17 protein-coding genes are annotated in these 15,459 nt (G+C 40.8%); 4 read left to right on the forward strand and 13 right to left on the reverse strand.

Going from position 1 to position 15,459, the window contains the following annotated elements:
* Window positions 1–70: 70 nt before the first annotated feature.
* From CKO50_RS11785 to CKO50_RS11810, 6 genes are all read right to left on the reverse strand, one after another.
* Window positions 71–403, reverse strand: a complete 333-nt coding sequence (locus CKO50_RS11785) for a hypothetical protein (protein ID WP_255229649.1) — start codon at window positions 401–403, stop codon at window positions 71–73.
* Between the two features lie 59 nt (window positions 404–462).
* On the reverse strand, window positions 463–1,002 hold the full coding sequence (locus tag CKO50_RS24620) for a hypothetical protein (protein ID WP_255229651.1): 540 nt from the start codon (window positions 1,000–1,002) through the stop codon (window positions 463–465).
* A gap of 2 nt (window positions 1,003–1,004) precedes the next feature.
* A complete protein-coding gene (locus CKO50_RS11795; RefSeq protein WP_095728304.1) occupies window positions 1,005–1,322 on the reverse strand; it encodes a hypothetical protein in 318 nt (105 codons plus the stop codon).
* 128 nt (window positions 1,323–1,450) lie between these two features.
* Entirely contained in the window at window positions 1,451–1,933 is a 483-nt protein-coding gene (locus tag CKO50_RS11800) for a hypothetical protein (RefSeq protein ID WP_141240137.1), read from the reverse strand.
* A 312-nt stretch (window positions 1,934–2,245) separates the two neighbouring features.
* Window positions 2,246–2,584 (reverse strand): hypothetical protein, encoded by a 339-nt coding sequence (locus CKO50_RS11805; RefSeq protein ID WP_095728306.1) that lies wholly within the window; start codon window positions 2,582–2,584, stop codon window positions 2,246–2,248.
* 141 nt (window positions 2,585–2,725) lie between these two features.
* Window positions 2,726–3,034: a helix-turn-helix transcriptional regulator gene (locus tag CKO50_RS11810; RefSeq protein WP_095728307.1), complete on the reverse strand. Its 309-nt coding sequence runs from the start codon at window positions 3,032–3,034 to the stop codon at window positions 2,726–2,728.
* A gap of 284 nt (window positions 3,035–3,318) precedes the next feature.
* Here CKO50_RS11810 and CKO50_RS11815 point away from each other — a divergent pair, with 284 nt between their 5' ends.
* Window positions 3,319–3,552: a hypothetical protein gene (locus CKO50_RS11815; RefSeq protein ID WP_010604282.1), complete on the forward strand. Its 234-nt coding sequence runs from the start codon at window positions 3,319–3,321 to the stop codon at window positions 3,550–3,552.
* A 310-nt stretch (window positions 3,553–3,862) separates the two neighbouring features.
* Here the strand turns inward: CKO50_RS11815 and CKO50_RS11825 are convergent, their stop codons facing one another.
* The 7 genes from CKO50_RS11825 to CKO50_RS11855 all read right to left on the reverse strand — a co-directional run bounded on the left by CKO50_RS11825 (window position 3,863) and on the right by CKO50_RS11855 (window position 14,291).
* Window positions 3,863–4,657: an ABC transporter substrate-binding protein gene (locus CKO50_RS11825; RefSeq protein ID WP_095728308.1), complete on the reverse strand. Its 795-nt coding sequence runs from the start codon at window positions 4,655–4,657 to the stop codon at window positions 3,863–3,865.
* Between the two features lie 132 nt (window positions 4,658–4,789).
* Entirely contained in the window at window positions 4,790–6,475 is a 1,686-nt protein-coding gene (locus tag CKO50_RS11830; protein ID WP_095728309.1) for a DUF4153 domain-containing protein, read from the reverse strand.
* Between the two features lie 155 nt (window positions 6,476–6,630).
* Window positions 6,631–8,799 carry a S9 family peptidase gene (locus tag CKO50_RS11835; protein WP_095728310.1) on the reverse strand — a complete coding sequence of 723 codons (2,169 nt, stop codon included), beginning with the start codon at window positions 8,797–8,799 and terminating at the stop codon, window positions 6,631–6,633.
* A gap of 127 nt (window positions 8,800–8,926) precedes the next feature.
* Complete coding sequence (locus CKO50_RS11840) at window positions 8,927–10,879, reverse strand: methyl-accepting chemotaxis protein (protein ID WP_095728311.1); 1,953 nt, start codon at window positions 10,877–10,879, stop codon at window positions 8,927–8,929.
* Between the two features lie 183 nt (window positions 10,880–11,062).
* Window positions 11,063–12,391 carry a sigma-54 dependent transcriptional regulator gene (locus CKO50_RS11845; RefSeq protein WP_017217572.1) on the reverse strand — a complete coding sequence of 443 codons (1,329 nt, stop codon included), beginning with the start codon at window positions 12,389–12,391 and terminating at the stop codon, window positions 11,063–11,065.
* Complete coding sequence (locus CKO50_RS11850) at window positions 12,388–12,924, reverse strand: hypothetical protein (protein ID WP_095728312.1); 537 nt, start codon at window positions 12,922–12,924, stop codon at window positions 12,388–12,390. The genes CKO50_RS11845 and CKO50_RS11850 overlap by 4 nt, the downstream gene beginning before the upstream one ends.
* Entirely contained in the window at window positions 12,921–14,291 is a 1,371-nt protein-coding gene (locus CKO50_RS11855; RefSeq protein WP_095728313.1) for a sensor histidine kinase KdpD, read from the reverse strand. Before CKO50_RS11855 ends, CKO50_RS11850 begins: the two co-directional genes overlap by 4 nt.
* Before the next feature lie 374 nt (window positions 14,292–14,665).
* Here CKO50_RS11855 and CKO50_RS11860 point away from each other — a divergent pair, with 374 nt between their 5' ends.
* The 3 genes from CKO50_RS11860 (at window position 14,666) to CKO50_RS11870 (ending at window position 15,439) form a co-directional block, all read left to right on the forward strand.
* Window positions 14,666–14,887: an EF-hand domain-containing protein gene (locus tag CKO50_RS11860; protein ID WP_095728314.1), complete on the forward strand. Its 222-nt coding sequence runs from the start codon at window positions 14,666–14,668 to the stop codon at window positions 14,885–14,887.
* Window positions 14,888–14,930: 43 nt separating this feature from the next.
* The gene (locus tag CKO50_RS11865; protein WP_095728315.1) at window positions 14,931–15,152 is read left to right on the forward strand and encodes a calmodulin; all 222 of its coding nucleotides are present in this window, start codon (window positions 14,931–14,933) and stop codon (window positions 15,150–15,152) included.
* Window positions 15,153–15,217: 65 nt separating this feature from the next.
* Entirely contained in the window at window positions 15,218–15,439 is a 222-nt protein-coding gene (locus CKO50_RS11870; protein WP_095728316.1) for a calmodulin, read from the forward strand.
* Window positions 15,440–15,459 lie beyond the last annotated feature (20 nt).

Genomic DNA, 15,459 nt, shown 5'->3' on the forward strand with positions numbered 1-15,459 from the left:
GTAAATTTTCCTATTTTAGTTAATGGAAAATTCTACTTATAAACTGTTTCATTTTTTGGGGGAGTTACAATTAGAACGTCCAAGTTTTGTCTATCGATTGCTCGTTAAACCCTTTATCACTCGAGGGCGTCATTTGTTCTTTCGTCACTTTTTTAGGTGTTTTAATTTCAGCATATTGATTAGTTCTATTCTCATTCGTGAACTTGCCATTAAGCTTTGGTTTGCTGATAGTTACTTCTTCGAAGTGTGGCTTTACATTGTCGGAAGCCTTAATGTTGCTGGAGAGAGCTGTGATACGCTCCCCCAAATTATCTCGCTCAAACTCTAATTCTGAGATTACCGTGTTCAGATAGGCGGAGTAAGCCGCTAATAAAAAAGTCCCTATTGCAGTAAGGTATCGCATATTAAATCTTTATTTATTTTATAATTATTATATTTTTAACAGTCTTTTATATCATTCAGTCATGGTAAACGGAACTGAGCTAAGAGTGTTTTAGCTTCAAAACTATCAAATTGCCCACCAATATGCAGTATGTGTTGGCTAGATTTGTTAAAGATAAAAAGCTCATCAAAACTACGAGTGTTGTTGGTCAGCGATACGGCCAGCCAGTCTCCAGTGTTAAATATGCCAATGTCGTTAGGTGATGTAAGCTCATGGACTTGATAGGCAATATTGTAATCAATGGCTGGCTTATCTTTGTTTTTCAATGCGATAAAATAAGACGCAAGATCAAGTTCATACTTGCTATGTAGACCACCGGTAATATTCTCAGCCGGTTGTACCTGAAAAATGAGTTCACCATGCTCCGTTGTAACGGTGAACGAGGGTAACTCTGAATGAAGAATATTGAGATGAGTAACGTTTTGCTTGGGGATACAGAGCTTCACAGTACTAAATTCTAGCCAGTATGGCTCGCCTTGGCATTGTGGTTTAGGCCAGCTTTCTGCATAGCTAGAGGTGGGTAATAGCGCAAAAAGTACAATTGATAATAATAACTTCATTGTTACACTCCAAGAGAAGCTAGCTTCATTGGAGATTTATAATTTAATATCACCTTTTTCGCACACGAAAGCGATTGTTCTTCACTTAATTGACTAATAATACTTTGTGTAAAGTTTTTAGCGATCCAACCTGTTGTCGCTTTAGCACCTGTTGGTTTAGGCACCCATTTTAAAGCGGTTGTGCACTGTCGCGTTTCTTCAATCATTTTGCCAAATATTTCAGCGACCCTAGGGTTTATTTCACCTGAAAATTTTAGGTCAACGTCTGCACCATTATAAAAGGCGTTAATGGCATCCTTGACTGATTTTTCTTCGTTCATTGGTCATTTCCTTTGTGAACCATACACATTCTTAGATGAAAACAGGAGGTAAGTGAACTAATGCTGAATGAGAGATTTGGGCTTGACGCGGGAAAAAATGGCAAATAGATACCTAACAACAAAAGCCATTACGGCTTTTGTTGTTGGTCTGTTTTATGTATTACCTCATCGCTGTCATCTTCTTCATCATCTTCCTGTTCGGGGCGCTGATTTTCTACAAAAATGGTGGCGAGTAAGGTAGTTACAACACAAGAAAGCAGAATACTTTTTATGTAGGGGTAACTTTTGTAAACCCAATTCCAGCTCCAGAAGGGCTTAGCCGTTGCTTCTGAGACGCCAAAGATATAATCCATATTTCGGAACAAGTTTTCTACAAACGCGGCTGAGTCTACAATGATAAATAACATGTAGATACCGTACAATAAAATGTCGGCATGGGTAATGTAAATGGCGCGCCAGTTATTTGGTTGGAAGCGGCGCATAAACAATAAAGAGTACATCACTCGTTTTCTTAGTATTAAAAGAATAGATACATCAACACAGAAGTGCATTAAATAAACCATAAAGTTCTTTTTATACGATGGATCTTCTTGCATAAAAACTTCGATCATTCTGAGTAACCCAAACTCAATAGCTGTAATCGAGAATAAAACTAAGATGATATGTACAATGTTAACCTGAGCACGAAAGCACACAGCTGTAAGAATAAGTGTTCCTAAAATAACTAAGCCATAATTAAAATTGGTATAAAAGTATAAATATGACAGCAGCCCTGTAAAAGCTACAGCTATGCAGTAAAAGAACCACGAAGTTTTCATGTACTAAAATTCCTTCATTCCTTAAATCATCACAAGGTTCGAATATGGCTTAAGGTTATATTGCACCCAGAGATCTTACTTGTTAGTTTGATCATCTGTAAGTCTCTATCCCCGAGGATCATCGTATTGGTCCATACCTGAGCCACCATTAACCTTATGCAGCTCTTGTGCATTAAGTATCAAGGGAGTCATATTGTTAATCTGTTCACCTCGTGGATCGTTATAATGGTCTAAACCTGAACCACCCACCATTCGGTACAGTTGTGACTCCGCCATGGTATTACCGTTGCGATAGCACTGAGTTGCTATAGTGCAATGTTTGTTACGATTAGCGCTATTAAGTAAGCGCACGTTAGTATCTTGTTTTGTTTTACTTACAAATTGTTTTATCGTGATAAAGCAAAAGGTTAGTATGCCTGCTGTCACATTTTTGAATAGCTGCATGTTGATTTCCCTTCAGGATTATTTTCGGTGTTTTGGTTAGCACTACTTTATCGCGAAACATCAAAAATGAGAATAACTTGTTGCTTGTTTTGTAAACAAGTGAAACTAAAGGTGTTGTATTAAAAGGTAGATGTTAACACACTAATCTTCCTGACCTTTTGGTTTTTTGCGCTTTTTTGCAGGAGAAGGGCTTTCTCGCCAGAGCTTTACGTCTTGCATCTTTGTGCGTAGGTCCATAAAGTAGTCTGTAATTGGATTAACATCCATACCACAGTATGTACTCCATTCTAAAAAGTACTCGAATGAAAATTTCCGAATACCTTTTTCATACTCTTCATAGGTTTGTCGCCGGATCCCTACTAAGTCAGCCATCTGCTGGGTGGTTTTATCAGCCGATATGCGCAGTCTTCGAAGATCATCACCTGTACACTTAAATCGGGTTCTGCCCACTCACTTAATCCTTTTTATTCGGGCTCGCGAAAACGCGAAAGGTTAAATTTTAACGCCGCTACTGTTTCTATTTTGTAAAATTTGGATTGTAACTGTATGTACAAAATTTGCAAGCTTGTTTTGTCTTTATGTTGCTAAAATGATTTTATTTTTATGTAACTTATTGAATTGTATTGCTTGTTTTAATTTTTGTTGTAAATTTTTTTTGTTCGACAGAATTTTCAGGCGAAGTTTTTGATAAGCTCAGCTTTATAGAATATCGGTTGGTGACAAAGGATTATTATATGGATTACTTACGTCAGTATAACGATCTTAATATTTATTATGAGGCGTTAAAAAAAGCAAGTAAGCAAGGCTCAGATGTGCCCGAGTCCACGGCTAAATGGTTAGCGTTAGTAGAGACCACATTATTTGAGCTACAAGAGCTCGCTTATATGGAGAAAGCATATATGCAAAAGTCTAAAACAATGAGTAACTTAGTCGACCTTGTTTATGCCAGTGCACCAACGATGGAGTAGTGTTTTTAAGCTAAGTATTTTCGGTGGAGGGGATGTGCTTTACTGGCATCCCCTTTTTTAAAATAGGTTAGTCGTTTATTTTACTCTGGTGATTTCAAACTACGATAAAATAAAGTGGTAATGCGCTCTGCTGGTAGCCAATTTAGCATAGTTATGATTAAGCACTGGTCGCGGACGTGCGGCTACAATTTATTCTAAGCTTGTATTATTTTTCATTGCGTCTAGCATAATTGTTTTTCCTTTTTGTAATAGTGCTAGATAGTCTTGTAAATTTTGTTTATCACATCTTGTATTGCTGCAATTACTCCTGCTAAGGAGGCGTCGCTGCGTTGTCTATTACCTGCCTCAATGCCGCATCCATCCTTAGGATAAAGTCTTGTTTAAATGGATATTTCTCATCAAACCCTTTTAAGTACCCAATGTGGGCAGTGCGACGCATTACTATTTTATCTTCAACAATATTACTGGTGTTTACACTGGGTGTTATCTGCGACATTTTATTGATACCAAGTAAAGTGGAAAGCCGGTCATTGATGTAACAATCGATGCGCCCACGTGCGAGCTTTTCGATATTTGAACGTGTGCTTTTGTTTTCCCAAAGTTGAATAAATCCCTGTTTTTGCGCTTCCATTAGGCTTTCATCTAGGATGATATAACCTGCATTAATGCCAATATTAAGTACTCTGTCTGGTTTTGCATGAGGTAGGTTTTTTAACGTGGTTCCTTGATTGCAAAAGGCAACCACCACCTCTTCTTGAAGGGGAATTGAATATGGCCAGATATAGGGGCGTTTTTTGATATGTATATAAGGTGGCATTAAAGCTATTGCTTCACCGGATGCCATCGAGGAAACGCCTCGCTTCCAAGGTACGGCTTGCAAGGTAACTTGATATTCATGACTCAGCAAACGCGCTGCTTGCTTCACTATATCGACATAGATGCCATAAAGCTCGCCGTTAACTTGATAACTATAAGGTGGGTAAGCATCGTCGACCAAAATGGTGACTTTGATAGGTGCTGAGTATTCAGGTTTATGAGGAGCGGCGTTAGATGAGAGCGGCAGAAATATACAGCAGCAAATAAAAACCAAGCGAAATAAATTCATTTTTCACTTATGTATGTAGTAGTGGTCATTAAAATATAGTGGTTTTTTACAAAAAATCTAATGACTTGAAATTGCACCATTGTGAAAAAGGCTTATCGATTTGAAAAATGATAAGCCCATATGGTTGAGTGGCTAATGCTCAGATTTGTATATTCTCTCTCCAATTTGAAGTCTGTCAAAGCGCGGTGAGATTCTTTGATATTGTCCTTGCTGCAACAACTCAATGATCTTATCGTCACTTTCTTTCCATTTGGATAAAGGAAAGTATGCAATCTGCCATTTTTTGTCATCCAGATAAATTAGCTTGATTTCGGTACCGTGAGACTCTTCTATCAACAGTAGGTATTCTGCCTCCTTTGTTTTATCAAGCTGAATAGCGAATAGAGCGGTTTTTACTGCGTATTGAAATGCGTAAGGGTTCTGTTTTACATGTTCTGAAACAGCTTGCTGCATTTCTGTTGGGAGCGCATCGCTCGTCATATTGAGCAATTCAATATTGGTCCAAATATCGACTTCTTCGGGTTGCGCAGATTGATCTGTTAATGCGCGCTCAATTGTTTTGATAAGTGCCACATCTGAGCTGTTGTGTTTTATTGCTTCAATCGCTTCAATACCAGGTTTACCGAGCTGGTTAGCAAAATAGTATGCGTCGAGCTGGTCAACTTGCTGGTTACTTTGCAAAAAGCGTGAAACCTGACTTGTTACAGTTATCTTTCTAAAGTCTAAAAGAGGACTTTGTGACATCAACAAGATGCTAGTGATTAGCAGTATTATGGGGCGGTTAGCTAGTCCGAGGTTGTTTACCCAGCTTGACTTAAATCGAGCAAAATTAACGAGATAACTAATAGCGAAGAGCCCTAAAAAGACACAAATAGTAATTGCCCAGAGTCTGGCGATATTGAAGCCGTACTGATCAACCCTTAACCATAATCCGTAGGCGCTAATGGCAACGTAAATAGGGAAACAAATTAACACGACCAAAGCGAGAATTTGCACCCATGTACTAGAGCCTTTGCCATAGTTTGCAGTATTGAGTGTAACGAGTAACGCACCTAATAGGAAAAATACTAGTGCGCTGCCACCGTTTTGCCAAAGAGGTGTAAGGCCAGTGCCAAGCAAACTGATTAAAAATAGTGAGGAGATAAATGCAAGCACTGGCAATAAAAGCCGTGCAAAGCCCTGGCACACTTTGAAGAGTTGGGTCAGAGTGCTAGCTTTATCTCGCGCATTTATCACTCCTATTGCTTGAGCTAGCGTTAATACTGGATAAAAGAACCAAGGCTCAGAGAAAAGATCGGCAAAAAGCTCGATATTGATAACAGAAAACAAGCCAGCCCAAAGTCCCAAAATTGCGCCTGTTGCTAGCGTAAAGAGTTGTGCCGTTAAAAACACAGTGATAACACTGGCGAAGCACTCTGCAAGCGCTGAATATTGTGGTAAAGATGCGTGACTACGCTTCGTTACGACCAAAGGGATCACTAGGAAAGTACATAGAAATAGCACTAACGGGAAAGGCCAACATTGAAAAAAGGTGTCGGAGAGTGGGGAGTGTAATTGCAGGCCGGTATAAAACCCGAGCAAGAGAAAGAGGATCCCACAGGCGATAAACCTGAGTATTTGCTTTTTAGTTATTGATTGAAAGCTGGCATATAAAATTAATGCTGGAAATGTGATAGTGAAAGCATAAAGGGAAAATAGCCACTCATTTGCAAGCTTGGGCCAGTGTTCAATCGCGAGCGACTGATGCAGTAAAACTAGTACAATTCCTTGAACAAGCGCGAGTAATAACAGCCGTTTTGATTGCTGAGTAATATCCATGTCTATCCTTTTTATCCGCAGTGCAGGGCATTGCAGAAAGTTTGTGATCAGTAAGTCCCCCAATGGTAGTCAACTAAAAATAAACCCTGCGTGACTACTTAACCTAAGTTACTCAGTTTCACAGGGTTTTTATACTTGTAGATTAGGCGCTAAAGTTAAAGTTTATTTTCAGCGAGTGCGATAAAGAAACTATAACTTAATGCGACATCGTGGATACGCTTAAAGCGACCAGATGCACCACCGTGGCCGGCTTCCATATCAGTTTTTAGCAGCAGTAGATTATCATCTGTTTTGTATTCGCGTAGCTTAGCGACCCACTTCGCAGGCTCGAAGTACTGCACCTGAGAATCATGTAAACCCGTGGTTACAAGCAGGTTTGGATATGCTTGGGCTTTAACTTGATCGTAAGGTGAGTAAGACAGCATGTAATCAAAATACGTCTTCTCATTTGGGTTGCCCCATTCGTCGTACTCATTTGTGGTCAGCGGTAGGGTTTCGTCAAGCATGGTATTGATCACGTCTACAAATGGAACTGCTGCATGTACACCATCGTATAGTTCGGGCGCTTGGTTAATTACAGCGCCCATTAATAGGCCTCCTGCGCTGCCACCTCTGGCATAAATACGTGAAGCATCACCATATTTTTGCTCAACGAGTGCTTTTGTGACATCAACAAAGTCGTTAAAGGTGTTCTTTTTATTTAATTTTTTGCCGTTATCGTACCAAGGACGGCCAAGCGTTTCTGAACCACGAATATGCGCAATAGCATAGACAAAACCACGATCTAAAAGGCTTAAACGGCTTATAGAGAAAGTTGGCTCAACATTAGAACCGTATGAACCATAACCGTATTGTAGTAGCGGGTTAGAACCATCTTGCTTAAACTTATCTTTACGATAAACAATTGAAACTGGTACTTTTATGCCGTCACGTGCGGTGACAAAAATACGTTCAGATTGGTAGTTTTCAGGTGCAAAATCGCCCAATACTTTGTCTTGCTTTAATAGTGTTTTGTCTAAACTAGCAAGGTTGACATCATACACAGAAGCCGGGGTCGTCATACTCTGATAACCAATTCTTACCGCGTCTGCATCTAGGTTTTCGTTACTGGTTAAATAAACGGCATAAGCCGGGTCATTAAAGGTTAAACGCTTGCTTTCGTTATTATTTAAATTTAATACGGTGATTTGGCTAAGGCCATTTTCACGTGTTTCGTAAACAAGATGCTGATTAAATAGCTCAAAGCTATCTAGTTTTGCATCGGCATTGTGCGGTACAACGGTTTGCCATTTTGAAATATCACTTGCATCACTGGCTTTAACGCGCATCAGCTTAAAGTTTACGGCATCTTTGTTGGTGTGGATATAGTACCAGTCGCCCAGTTTCGCAATGCTATATTCATGACCACTTTCTCTTGGAATAAAGCGCTCAGGAGTTGCTTTTACATTATCAGCGTCGAGTAAAGAAACACCTGATGCCTCGGTGCTGGAGTGGTGAATGTATATTTTGCTCTTGTCTTTACTCTTTGAGATATAGGTGTAATAGCTGTTATCTTTTTCTTCGTAAATCAGTTCATCTGTGCTTTGCGCTGTGCCTAGAGTATGGCGGAATACTTGATAGCCAAGCAAAGTAACCGGATCTTTTTTGATGTAATAGATGGTCTTGTTATCGTTTGCCCAAACGATAGGGCCTGACGCACCCTCGATTGTATCGTCCAGTAACTTACCTGTTGTTAAATCTTTGATTCGGATAGTATAAATTCGACGACTCACGGTATCTTCAGCAAAAGCTAATAGATTTTCGTTGGTTGAAACGGAAATACCACCGACACCGTAATAGTTTTGACCTTCAGCGCGGACATTCGCATCAAAGATAGCTTCTGCATTTTTGCCATCTTGGTGTTCACTGCGGTAATAAGTGAAGTATTCTTTGTCACCCTCAGTGGCACTAAAATAATAATAACTGCCGTTTAGTACTGGCACGCTGCGGTCATCTTTGACCACTTTGTTTTTGATTTCTTCAAACAAGGTTTGTTGTAGTTGCTCTGTGTTTACGAGCTTGCTGTCGGTATAGGCATTTTCTTTAGTTAAGTGTGACAGCACCTTTTCATCGCTTCTGGTATCGTCACGTAGCCAATGATAATTATCGATAAGTTCTTGACCGTGAATGGTTGTTTTATGTGGGATCTTTTCTGCTACAGGTGCCGTTACCGCTGTGGTTTGCTCTGCGGTAACTTCAGGCTTTGTGTGTTGTGACGGCGCTTCTTGACAACCGAGTACTGCAACCAAAGATGCAGCCACTACTGTAAATTTAAATTTCTTCATTTGTTGTTTTTGTAAAATAAATCAATCCGCCCAGTCTAAACCAGTTCTCATTATAAGGACAACTAATTGAGACGATATTTTGTAACAATTGTAGAGACTGGGTTCTTCCATTTGAAACGTAAGCGACTTAATTAATATCAAAGCGGCCAACCAAACGCTCTAAGTCTTTGGCTAAACTAACCAATTGGTCAGCACCAGCATTTAATGCTGCCGTTTCTTCTCCGACTTGTCGTACAGAAATATCCACCGAATCAATTAAACGTCGAGTATGACCTGCATTTTCTCCCTGTAACGAAGCTTGTGACGCTATATTTGAAACCGATGTTTTAATCCTTGATACAGCCTGAGCGATGTCGGCAAAGGCTTGTTGAGCACTTTGCGATTGTGTGATGGTCGTCTCAGATTCGCTTACGCTTGACGTCATTTGGGCTGATACTGTCCTTGTTTGAGCGATGAGGTTGGTTAACACTTGCTCTATTTCCTGTGTGGCGTCATGTGAGCGCTGCGCAAGCGTTCTTACTTCATCAGCAACCACTGCAAAGCCTCGGCCCTGTTCACCAGCACGAGCAGCTTCAATCGCTGCATTTAATGCCAAAAGATTAGTTTGCTCTGCGATAGCACGGATCACGCCTAAAATGTTCGTGATATCTTGGCTTTCGCTTTCGAGTTGATTCATGGCGTTGGCGGATTCAGCCAACGAATGGTTAAGCCTCGCGACCTGCGATACCGTGCTTTCTATCGTGCTGTTACCACGCTGAGCATGATCGTCTGCGGTGACAACATCCTCCAAAGTATGATCGCAGCTCTCAGCGATCTGTGCGGCAAGGTGCTCTACGGTTTCAGTAGTCGTAGTCGCGCTGGCGGAGTCTTCAGCCTGCGCATGGCATTGATTACGGATATCGTTGATACTCTTTTGCGACCCTAATGCGGCATCATTCAATGTCGAGGCATTGCTTTGAATATCTTTTACGAGCGAATTAATTGAGTCCAAAAATTTATTGAACCACGCGGCCAGCTCCCCAATTTCATCATGGGTGACGACTTTTAAACGTTTAGAAAGATTACCTTCACCTTGCGCTATTTCTTTTAAGCCTTCAGACACCATTTCAATGGGCTCAACTATCTTATTGGCAAGCGTTATTGCAATGATAATAAACAAAATCACCATGATGACCGCGATAATCGTGATACTAATCGTCATATCGTAAGCTGAAGCCAAGATTTCATCTTCATCAATCACCGCGATAAATTGCCAGCCAAGAGTGTCGGAGCGATAAATCTTAGCGTCATAGGTTTTGTTATCGGTTTCAATAGTGAGGTAGGGTTCGTTTGTGGCGTTTCGTATAGCCTCGTAGAGTGGGCTGGTGAGATCTTTAATGTGTTTAAAGTTGTTATTTTTATTTTTAGGATCGGCAAGCACAGTGCCGTCGGCATCAAGGAGGATTAGATACCCAGACTCCCCGAGACGAATATTGCTAACGATGTCGGTCAGCGTTGCGAGTGTTACATCTAATGATTGTACGCCGATCACTTTGCCGTCACGTTTTATACCTGTGGCAACTGAGACCATGGCTTGCCCCGTTACCCCTTGATAAGGCTCGGTGAGGATAACTTTGTTGGGATCTTTTGAAGCATTTTGATACCAAGGGCGTTTTCTTGGATCGTAATCGCCAAGGGGCTCCGCAGGATACTGAATAAAACCACCGGATCCAGTGCCAAGATATACAAACAATAATTCTTCGTGGGTTTGCCCAAATGCGCGGTAAAGCTCAAAGATACTGGCTTCGGTTTGACCATTTTGTAGCGGAGTCATCGGTTTCTCTGCACCAAAATAAGTGGTGGTGTCTTGACCCACTTGTTGCACGGCCTTGGACTCGGCGAGGAAGCGCGCATTTTTCTTCATCTGCTCAAAAAACAGTACAAAAGACTGCTCGGCTTGTCTTATCTCGTTGCCAGAAGCATCAAGGAATTTATCGAGAGAGTCGCTTTTAGTTTGAGAAATGCTAACCACAGAAATCGCTAAAATAGGAATGATCACAGTGAGAACAAAGCTAATAATGAGCTTTTTGCGCATTTTCATACAGACAACCCTTAACTATTCGAGTGTTTTTATTATGCTCCTAGAGGGAGCGCATATTCTCAGGGCAAAATCTGAGCCACGGGTGTGGCTCGTTAAAGTCCGTATTACAAGCACTGTGCAGTGGTAGGTTTGGTCAAGCAACGCGCATCAGAAATTAAAACTAATGTTACCCCTCTATTAGGTTTAGCATTGGATCTCATGTTTTTTAAGTAATTTGTAAAAATCAGAGCGATTACGTTGCGCAAGTTTTGCAGCTTCAGATACATTCCCTTCGCAAAGTGCTAGTACTTTTTGGATGTAATCATACTCAAACTGGCGTTTCGCTTCATTTAACCCTGTAAACGCGTTTTGCTCTTTATCCTTAGGCAGGGCTTTTTGTACGATATCTTCAGTGATCATTTTACCTGGCGTAATAGCAACACAGTGCTCCACAATATTATGGAGCTGACGGATGTTGCCCGGCCAATGATAATTCAACAAGTGGGTAATACTTTGTTGGTTAAATTGCTTTTCGCCATCGCTGAGTGCACTTAAGAAGCGTGATGCAAGTAGTGGAATATCTTCCAATCGCTCTCTTAAGCTCGGGATTTCAACAGACACCACGTTTAAGCGATAGTATAAATCTTCACGAAATTGTTTTTCCGCAACGGCGCTTTGAATGTTCTTATGGCTTGCAGAGACAAAACGAACATTGACCTTATGCTCGGTTTGGCCGCCCACAGGACGAACGGTTCGTTCTTGTAAAACACGCAGTAGTTTAACTTGCAAATCAAGCGGCATATCGCCAATTTCGTCGAGGAATAGGGTGCCGCCATCTGCCGCTTGTACTAAACCTTCTTTGTCGCTCACCGCGCCGGTAAACGCCCCTTTTTTATGGCCGAATAGCTCAGACTCCAACAGGTGAGCGGGCATTGCGCCACAGTTAATCGCAATAAATGGGCCTTGCGCTTGATTACTGGCTAAATGGATTGCTTTTGCCGTTACTTCTTTACCGGTACCACTCTCGCCTTGGATAAGAATGTTTGCGTTACTGCTGGCAAGCGCTTGAATTTGTTGTACCAATTGACGCATTGCGGCACTTTGGAATAACAACCCATGGAAATTATTTGGATCTGAAGTTTGTGCGGTTCTTACTTTTCCTGCAAGCGCCTCATTGATGACATCGAGCATTTGCTGAGAGTCAATGGGTTTGGTTAAAAAGCTCACAAAGCCTTGTTGCATGGCGTCAACAGCGTCAGGAATTGAGCCGTGAGCGGTCATCATGACAACGGGCATGCCGGTATAATACTTCTTTATTTGCTCATTAAGTTCAAAGCCATTCATGTGTGCCATCTTTAAATCGGTGATGACCAAGTCGATAGGCATTTGCTTGAGAATATTTAACGCTTGCGTACCGCGGTGCGCAACTTCAACTTCGTAGCCGTGGCTTTCTAAACGCATTGCTAATAGCTCGGTTAAAGACGTATCGTCATCCACTAAAAGTAACTTTGCGCCCTGTTGTGTTTGACTCATAGTGAATTCTCCTCGAGTGATGGGTTTTCAGAAAGATCGGTTTCTAAACGTTGTTTCTCTATGTCGGCAAGCTTTTGTTTTAGCTCTGCAAGTTGCTTTTGTGTTTGTAATAATTGCTCTTGGTGCTGTTGCGCCTTATTGTCAGAGTAATAACTACTGATTTTTTGCTCACGAAGGCTTTGGGTATGCCAAGCTAACGACTCAAACCAAATGTTGTAATCGTCTGGCCAATAATCTTGTAGTTTTACTTCCTCAATGGCTTTGAGTTGCTTGGTGGTTGAGTCTGTGCCGCAATAGGTGTGAATAAAGCCTTGTAAGTGCAGCGCGCCTTTATAGTAATCGTTAAATGTCACGTTATGTTTTTTGGCGCATTGGCTAATTAAGGCTTTGATCACCTTAGCTAAAGGCACAAACTTAGCGCTAGTTTCTGTTTTTACAGGGCCAATAAACTGCTTTGTTTGTTCGACGTTTTGCTCCATTGCGGCACAACCACCGAGCAAAAATAGCGTGATACTTAATGCGATGTATTTCATTTTGGATCCCTTTTTGGAAAGGCGACTTGAATACTGGCACCAGATTCTACTGATTGCCATTTCACATCGCCTTTTAATTGCTTCACACACTCAGAGACAATGGCTAAACCTAAGCCACTGCCATTGCTATTTTTATTTTTCTCACCACGAACAAATGGCTGGAATAATGAATCGGCTTCATTGATGTCGATGCCATCACCGTCGTCACGGACTATCAATAATACTTCGCCATTTTGTTCTTCAATTGAAATAGTGACATTGCTTTTAGCATGATCGATGGCATTGCTCACTAACTGAGTTAACACTAATTTACATGGAAGATAAGGCACTTTTAGCTCATCATGATTTTGCCAGTTCACTATCACATCAGTCTTGCCTAGCTTATCGCTAAGATGCTTAGAGACTTCTTCTTGGATAAGATTCATTTCGGCGTCGTGATGTAGGCTATCAGGGTGACTGGCCGCGCTATAGCTGAGCAAATCATCTATCAATGATCCAAGCTTTGCAACGGAGTTTTCCATAATGGTGAGAATACGTTGCTGTTTTGGGTTAACATCTCCAAGTAGTCCGCTATTTAATAAGCTGCTTCCTTCATTTAATGATGCTAAAGGGGTTTTAAGCTCATGAGTAACATGGCGCAAGAAGGTTTCTTTTTGTTGTTGAATACGTTTAAGTTCGAGCCTTAACCAATTCAACTTGTCACCCAATTGCTGCAATTCATGACTGCCAGAGAGTTCTACCGACTTATCTAAATTACCTTTACCTACCTCAGATACCGCAGATTCTACCTGATTAAGCTGCTGACAAATCCGGTTGATCAAAAAGATGCTGATCACGATTAGGGTGGGTAGCAAGATAACGAGACCGAACATAAACCACGTTTGCAGCTGCACGAAATGAGCTTCTTGATCAGATAAGCGCTTATTAAGTGTTTGTTGAAAGCTTTCCTCGAATTGATTAAGCACCTTAACCAATTGTTGGAACTCTTCAGCTTTTGAAGTGGCATTGATCTCATCGGGAGCGAATTGTCGCCATTTAGCAACAAACAGCGAATCGGGTAGGTTTATTTTTAATAATTGAATGCGTTTTTTGGTGTTTTGCCACTTCTGCTCGATGCTTTCTTGCAGTGTTTCACTTTGCAGCAGCTGATTATTTTGCAGTGCTTTTTCAAGCGCACTGATATCTGCTTTTACAAAATTGTATTCAAGGATAAGTTTTTGATTTTTATTATAAATATCCTGTGTTTTTTGTTGGTTTTTGGATAGTGCTTGGGCGTACCACAAAGTCAGTGTGAGTATTGGCAGCACACCAATAAACATGGCAATAAGTGCTTGTTTTTGTAATGACTGAGAAAAAATTTTTTTCACGATGCTAAATCCTTTAAAAGGTTGCACAAGTTTCAATCAAATGGTGTTGCGAGATTTGCAAAATTTTCTACCCAAAAATTTTCCTGTTGCAAAGCTGCGACAATCTAACATCAAGAAAAATAAAGACTTTTTATTTTTCGCTTTTTTAACTGTTGCCATTTAGCAACAGCCAGCCTTAATCCAACCTTAATCTTTTTAAACAGTTTTTCTTAACTTGTTGATAAACCGTGATTTTTCAATTTTGGCATCAAAGTTGGAATAATTATCTCGAAAGCGAAAAACGAAACGCAAAAACAAATGCAAAGTCAGTTTTTAGCTTTAATAGCAAAACGGTTCACACAAAATTTAATTTTTAATCTTATGAGGAAAGCACGATGAAAAATCTAGCAATCGCAGTATCAGCAGCAGTAATGACTTTGGCATCAGTAGGTGCACATGCAAACACTGGTTTCGACAAACTAGACATGAATGGTGATGGTTATATCTCTATTGAAGAAGCAAAAGCGGATGAAGGCCTTCTTGCTCAATTCAACGAGCTAGATGCTGACCAAGATGGTCAACTAAGCCAAGCAGAATTTGATAACTACGAAGGGTAATTTGCCCAGTTATCACATCATTTTAATCGTTTAGGAGAAGATCATGAAAAATTTACTAGCAGCACTTTCAATCGCAGGTATGACATTAGTTTCAGCATCGGCAATGGCGATGGACGACTTCGAAAAGTACGACACTGATGGTAGCGGCACAATCAGCATGAGTGAGGCGCAGGTTAACCCTAAGTTAGCTGAGCAATTCAAGACACTTGATGTTGACGGTAACGACGAGCTAAGCGAGTCAGAGTACGCGCATTTTGAAGGCTAATTTAAAAGCTCGATACTGGTGAGTCTTCGGACTCTCCGTCAAGACTGAACTTTAAGGAGAAGATGATGAAAAATCTACTAGTAGCGGTATCCCTTGCTGGCCTGTCAATGGCATCGGTTAATGCGATGGCTGGTGACGACTTTGCCAAATACGATGCCGATGGTAGTGGCGCAATTAGCTTGAGTGAAGCGAAAGTAAATCCAAATCTTGTTGAGCAATTCACTCAGCTAGACGGTAACGCTGACGGCGAGTTAAATGAATCAGAATTCGCAAATTTCAAAGGCTAAGTAATAGCCCTCCAATTTCA

The organism is Pseudoalteromonas sp. HM-SA03 (assembly GCF_002289345.1).
GTDB lineage: Bacteria > Pseudomonadota > Gammaproteobacteria > Enterobacterales > Alteromonadaceae > Pseudoalteromonas.

What these genes read in the sequence shown, in the direction of transcription:
- CKO50_RS11835 (WP_095728310.1), bottom strand. Translation starts at nt 8,799, where the DNA reads ATGAAGAAATTTAAATTTACAGTAGTGGCTGCATCTTTGGTTGCAGTA.
- CKO50_RS11845 (WP_017217572.1), bottom strand. Translation starts at nt 12,391, where the DNA reads ATGAGTCAAACACAACAGGGCGCAAAGTTACTTTTAGTGGATGACGAT.
- CKO50_RS11865 (WP_095728315.1), top strand. Translation starts at nt 14,931, where the DNA reads ATGAAAAATTTACTAGCAGCACTTTCAATCGCAGGTATGACATTAGTT.
- CKO50_RS11785 (WP_255229649.1), bottom strand. Translation starts at nt 403, where the DNA reads ATGCGATACCTTACTGCAATAGGGACTTTTTTATTAGCGGCTTACTCC.
- CKO50_RS11840 (WP_095728311.1), bottom strand. Translation starts at nt 10,879, where the DNA reads ATGAAAATGCGCAAAAAGCTCATTATTAGCTTTGTTCTCACTGTGATC.
- CKO50_RS11850 (WP_095728312.1), bottom strand. Translation starts at nt 12,924, where the DNA reads ATGAAATACATCGCATTAAGTATCACGCTATTTTTGCTCGGTGGTTGT.
- CKO50_RS11870 (WP_095728316.1), top strand. Translation starts at nt 15,218, where the DNA reads ATGAAAAATCTACTAGTAGCGGTATCCCTTGCTGGCCTGTCAATGGCA.
- CKO50_RS11830 (WP_095728309.1), bottom strand. Translation starts at nt 6,475, where the DNA reads ATGGATATTACTCAGCAATCAAAACGGCTGTTATTACTCGCGCTTGTT.
- CKO50_RS11860 (WP_095728314.1), top strand. Translation starts at nt 14,666, where the DNA reads ATGAAAAATCTAGCAATCGCAGTATCAGCAGCAGTAATGACTTTGGCA.
- CKO50_RS11825 (WP_095728308.1), bottom strand. Translation starts at nt 4,657, where the DNA reads ATGAATTTATTTCGCTTGGTTTTTATTTGCTGCTGTATATTTCTGCCG.
- CKO50_RS11815 (WP_010604282.1), top strand. Translation starts at nt 3,319, where the DNA reads ATGGATTACTTACGTCAGTATAACGATCTTAATATTTATTATGAGGCG.
- CKO50_RS11805 (WP_095728306.1), bottom strand. Translation starts at nt 2,584, where the DNA reads ATGCAGCTATTCAAAAATGTGACAGCAGGCATACTAACCTTTTGCTTT.
- CKO50_RS24620 (WP_255229651.1), bottom strand. Translation starts at nt 1,002, where the DNA reads ATGAAGTTATTATTATCAATTGTACTTTTTGCGCTATTACCCACCTCT.
- CKO50_RS11795 (WP_095728304.1), bottom strand. Translation starts at nt 1,322, where the DNA reads ATGAACGAAGAAAAATCAGTCAAGGATGCCATTAACGCCTTTTATAAT.
- CKO50_RS11800 (WP_141240137.1), bottom strand. Translation starts at nt 1,933, where the DNA reads ATGATCGAAGTTTTTATGCAAGAAGATCCATCGTATAAAAAGAACTTT.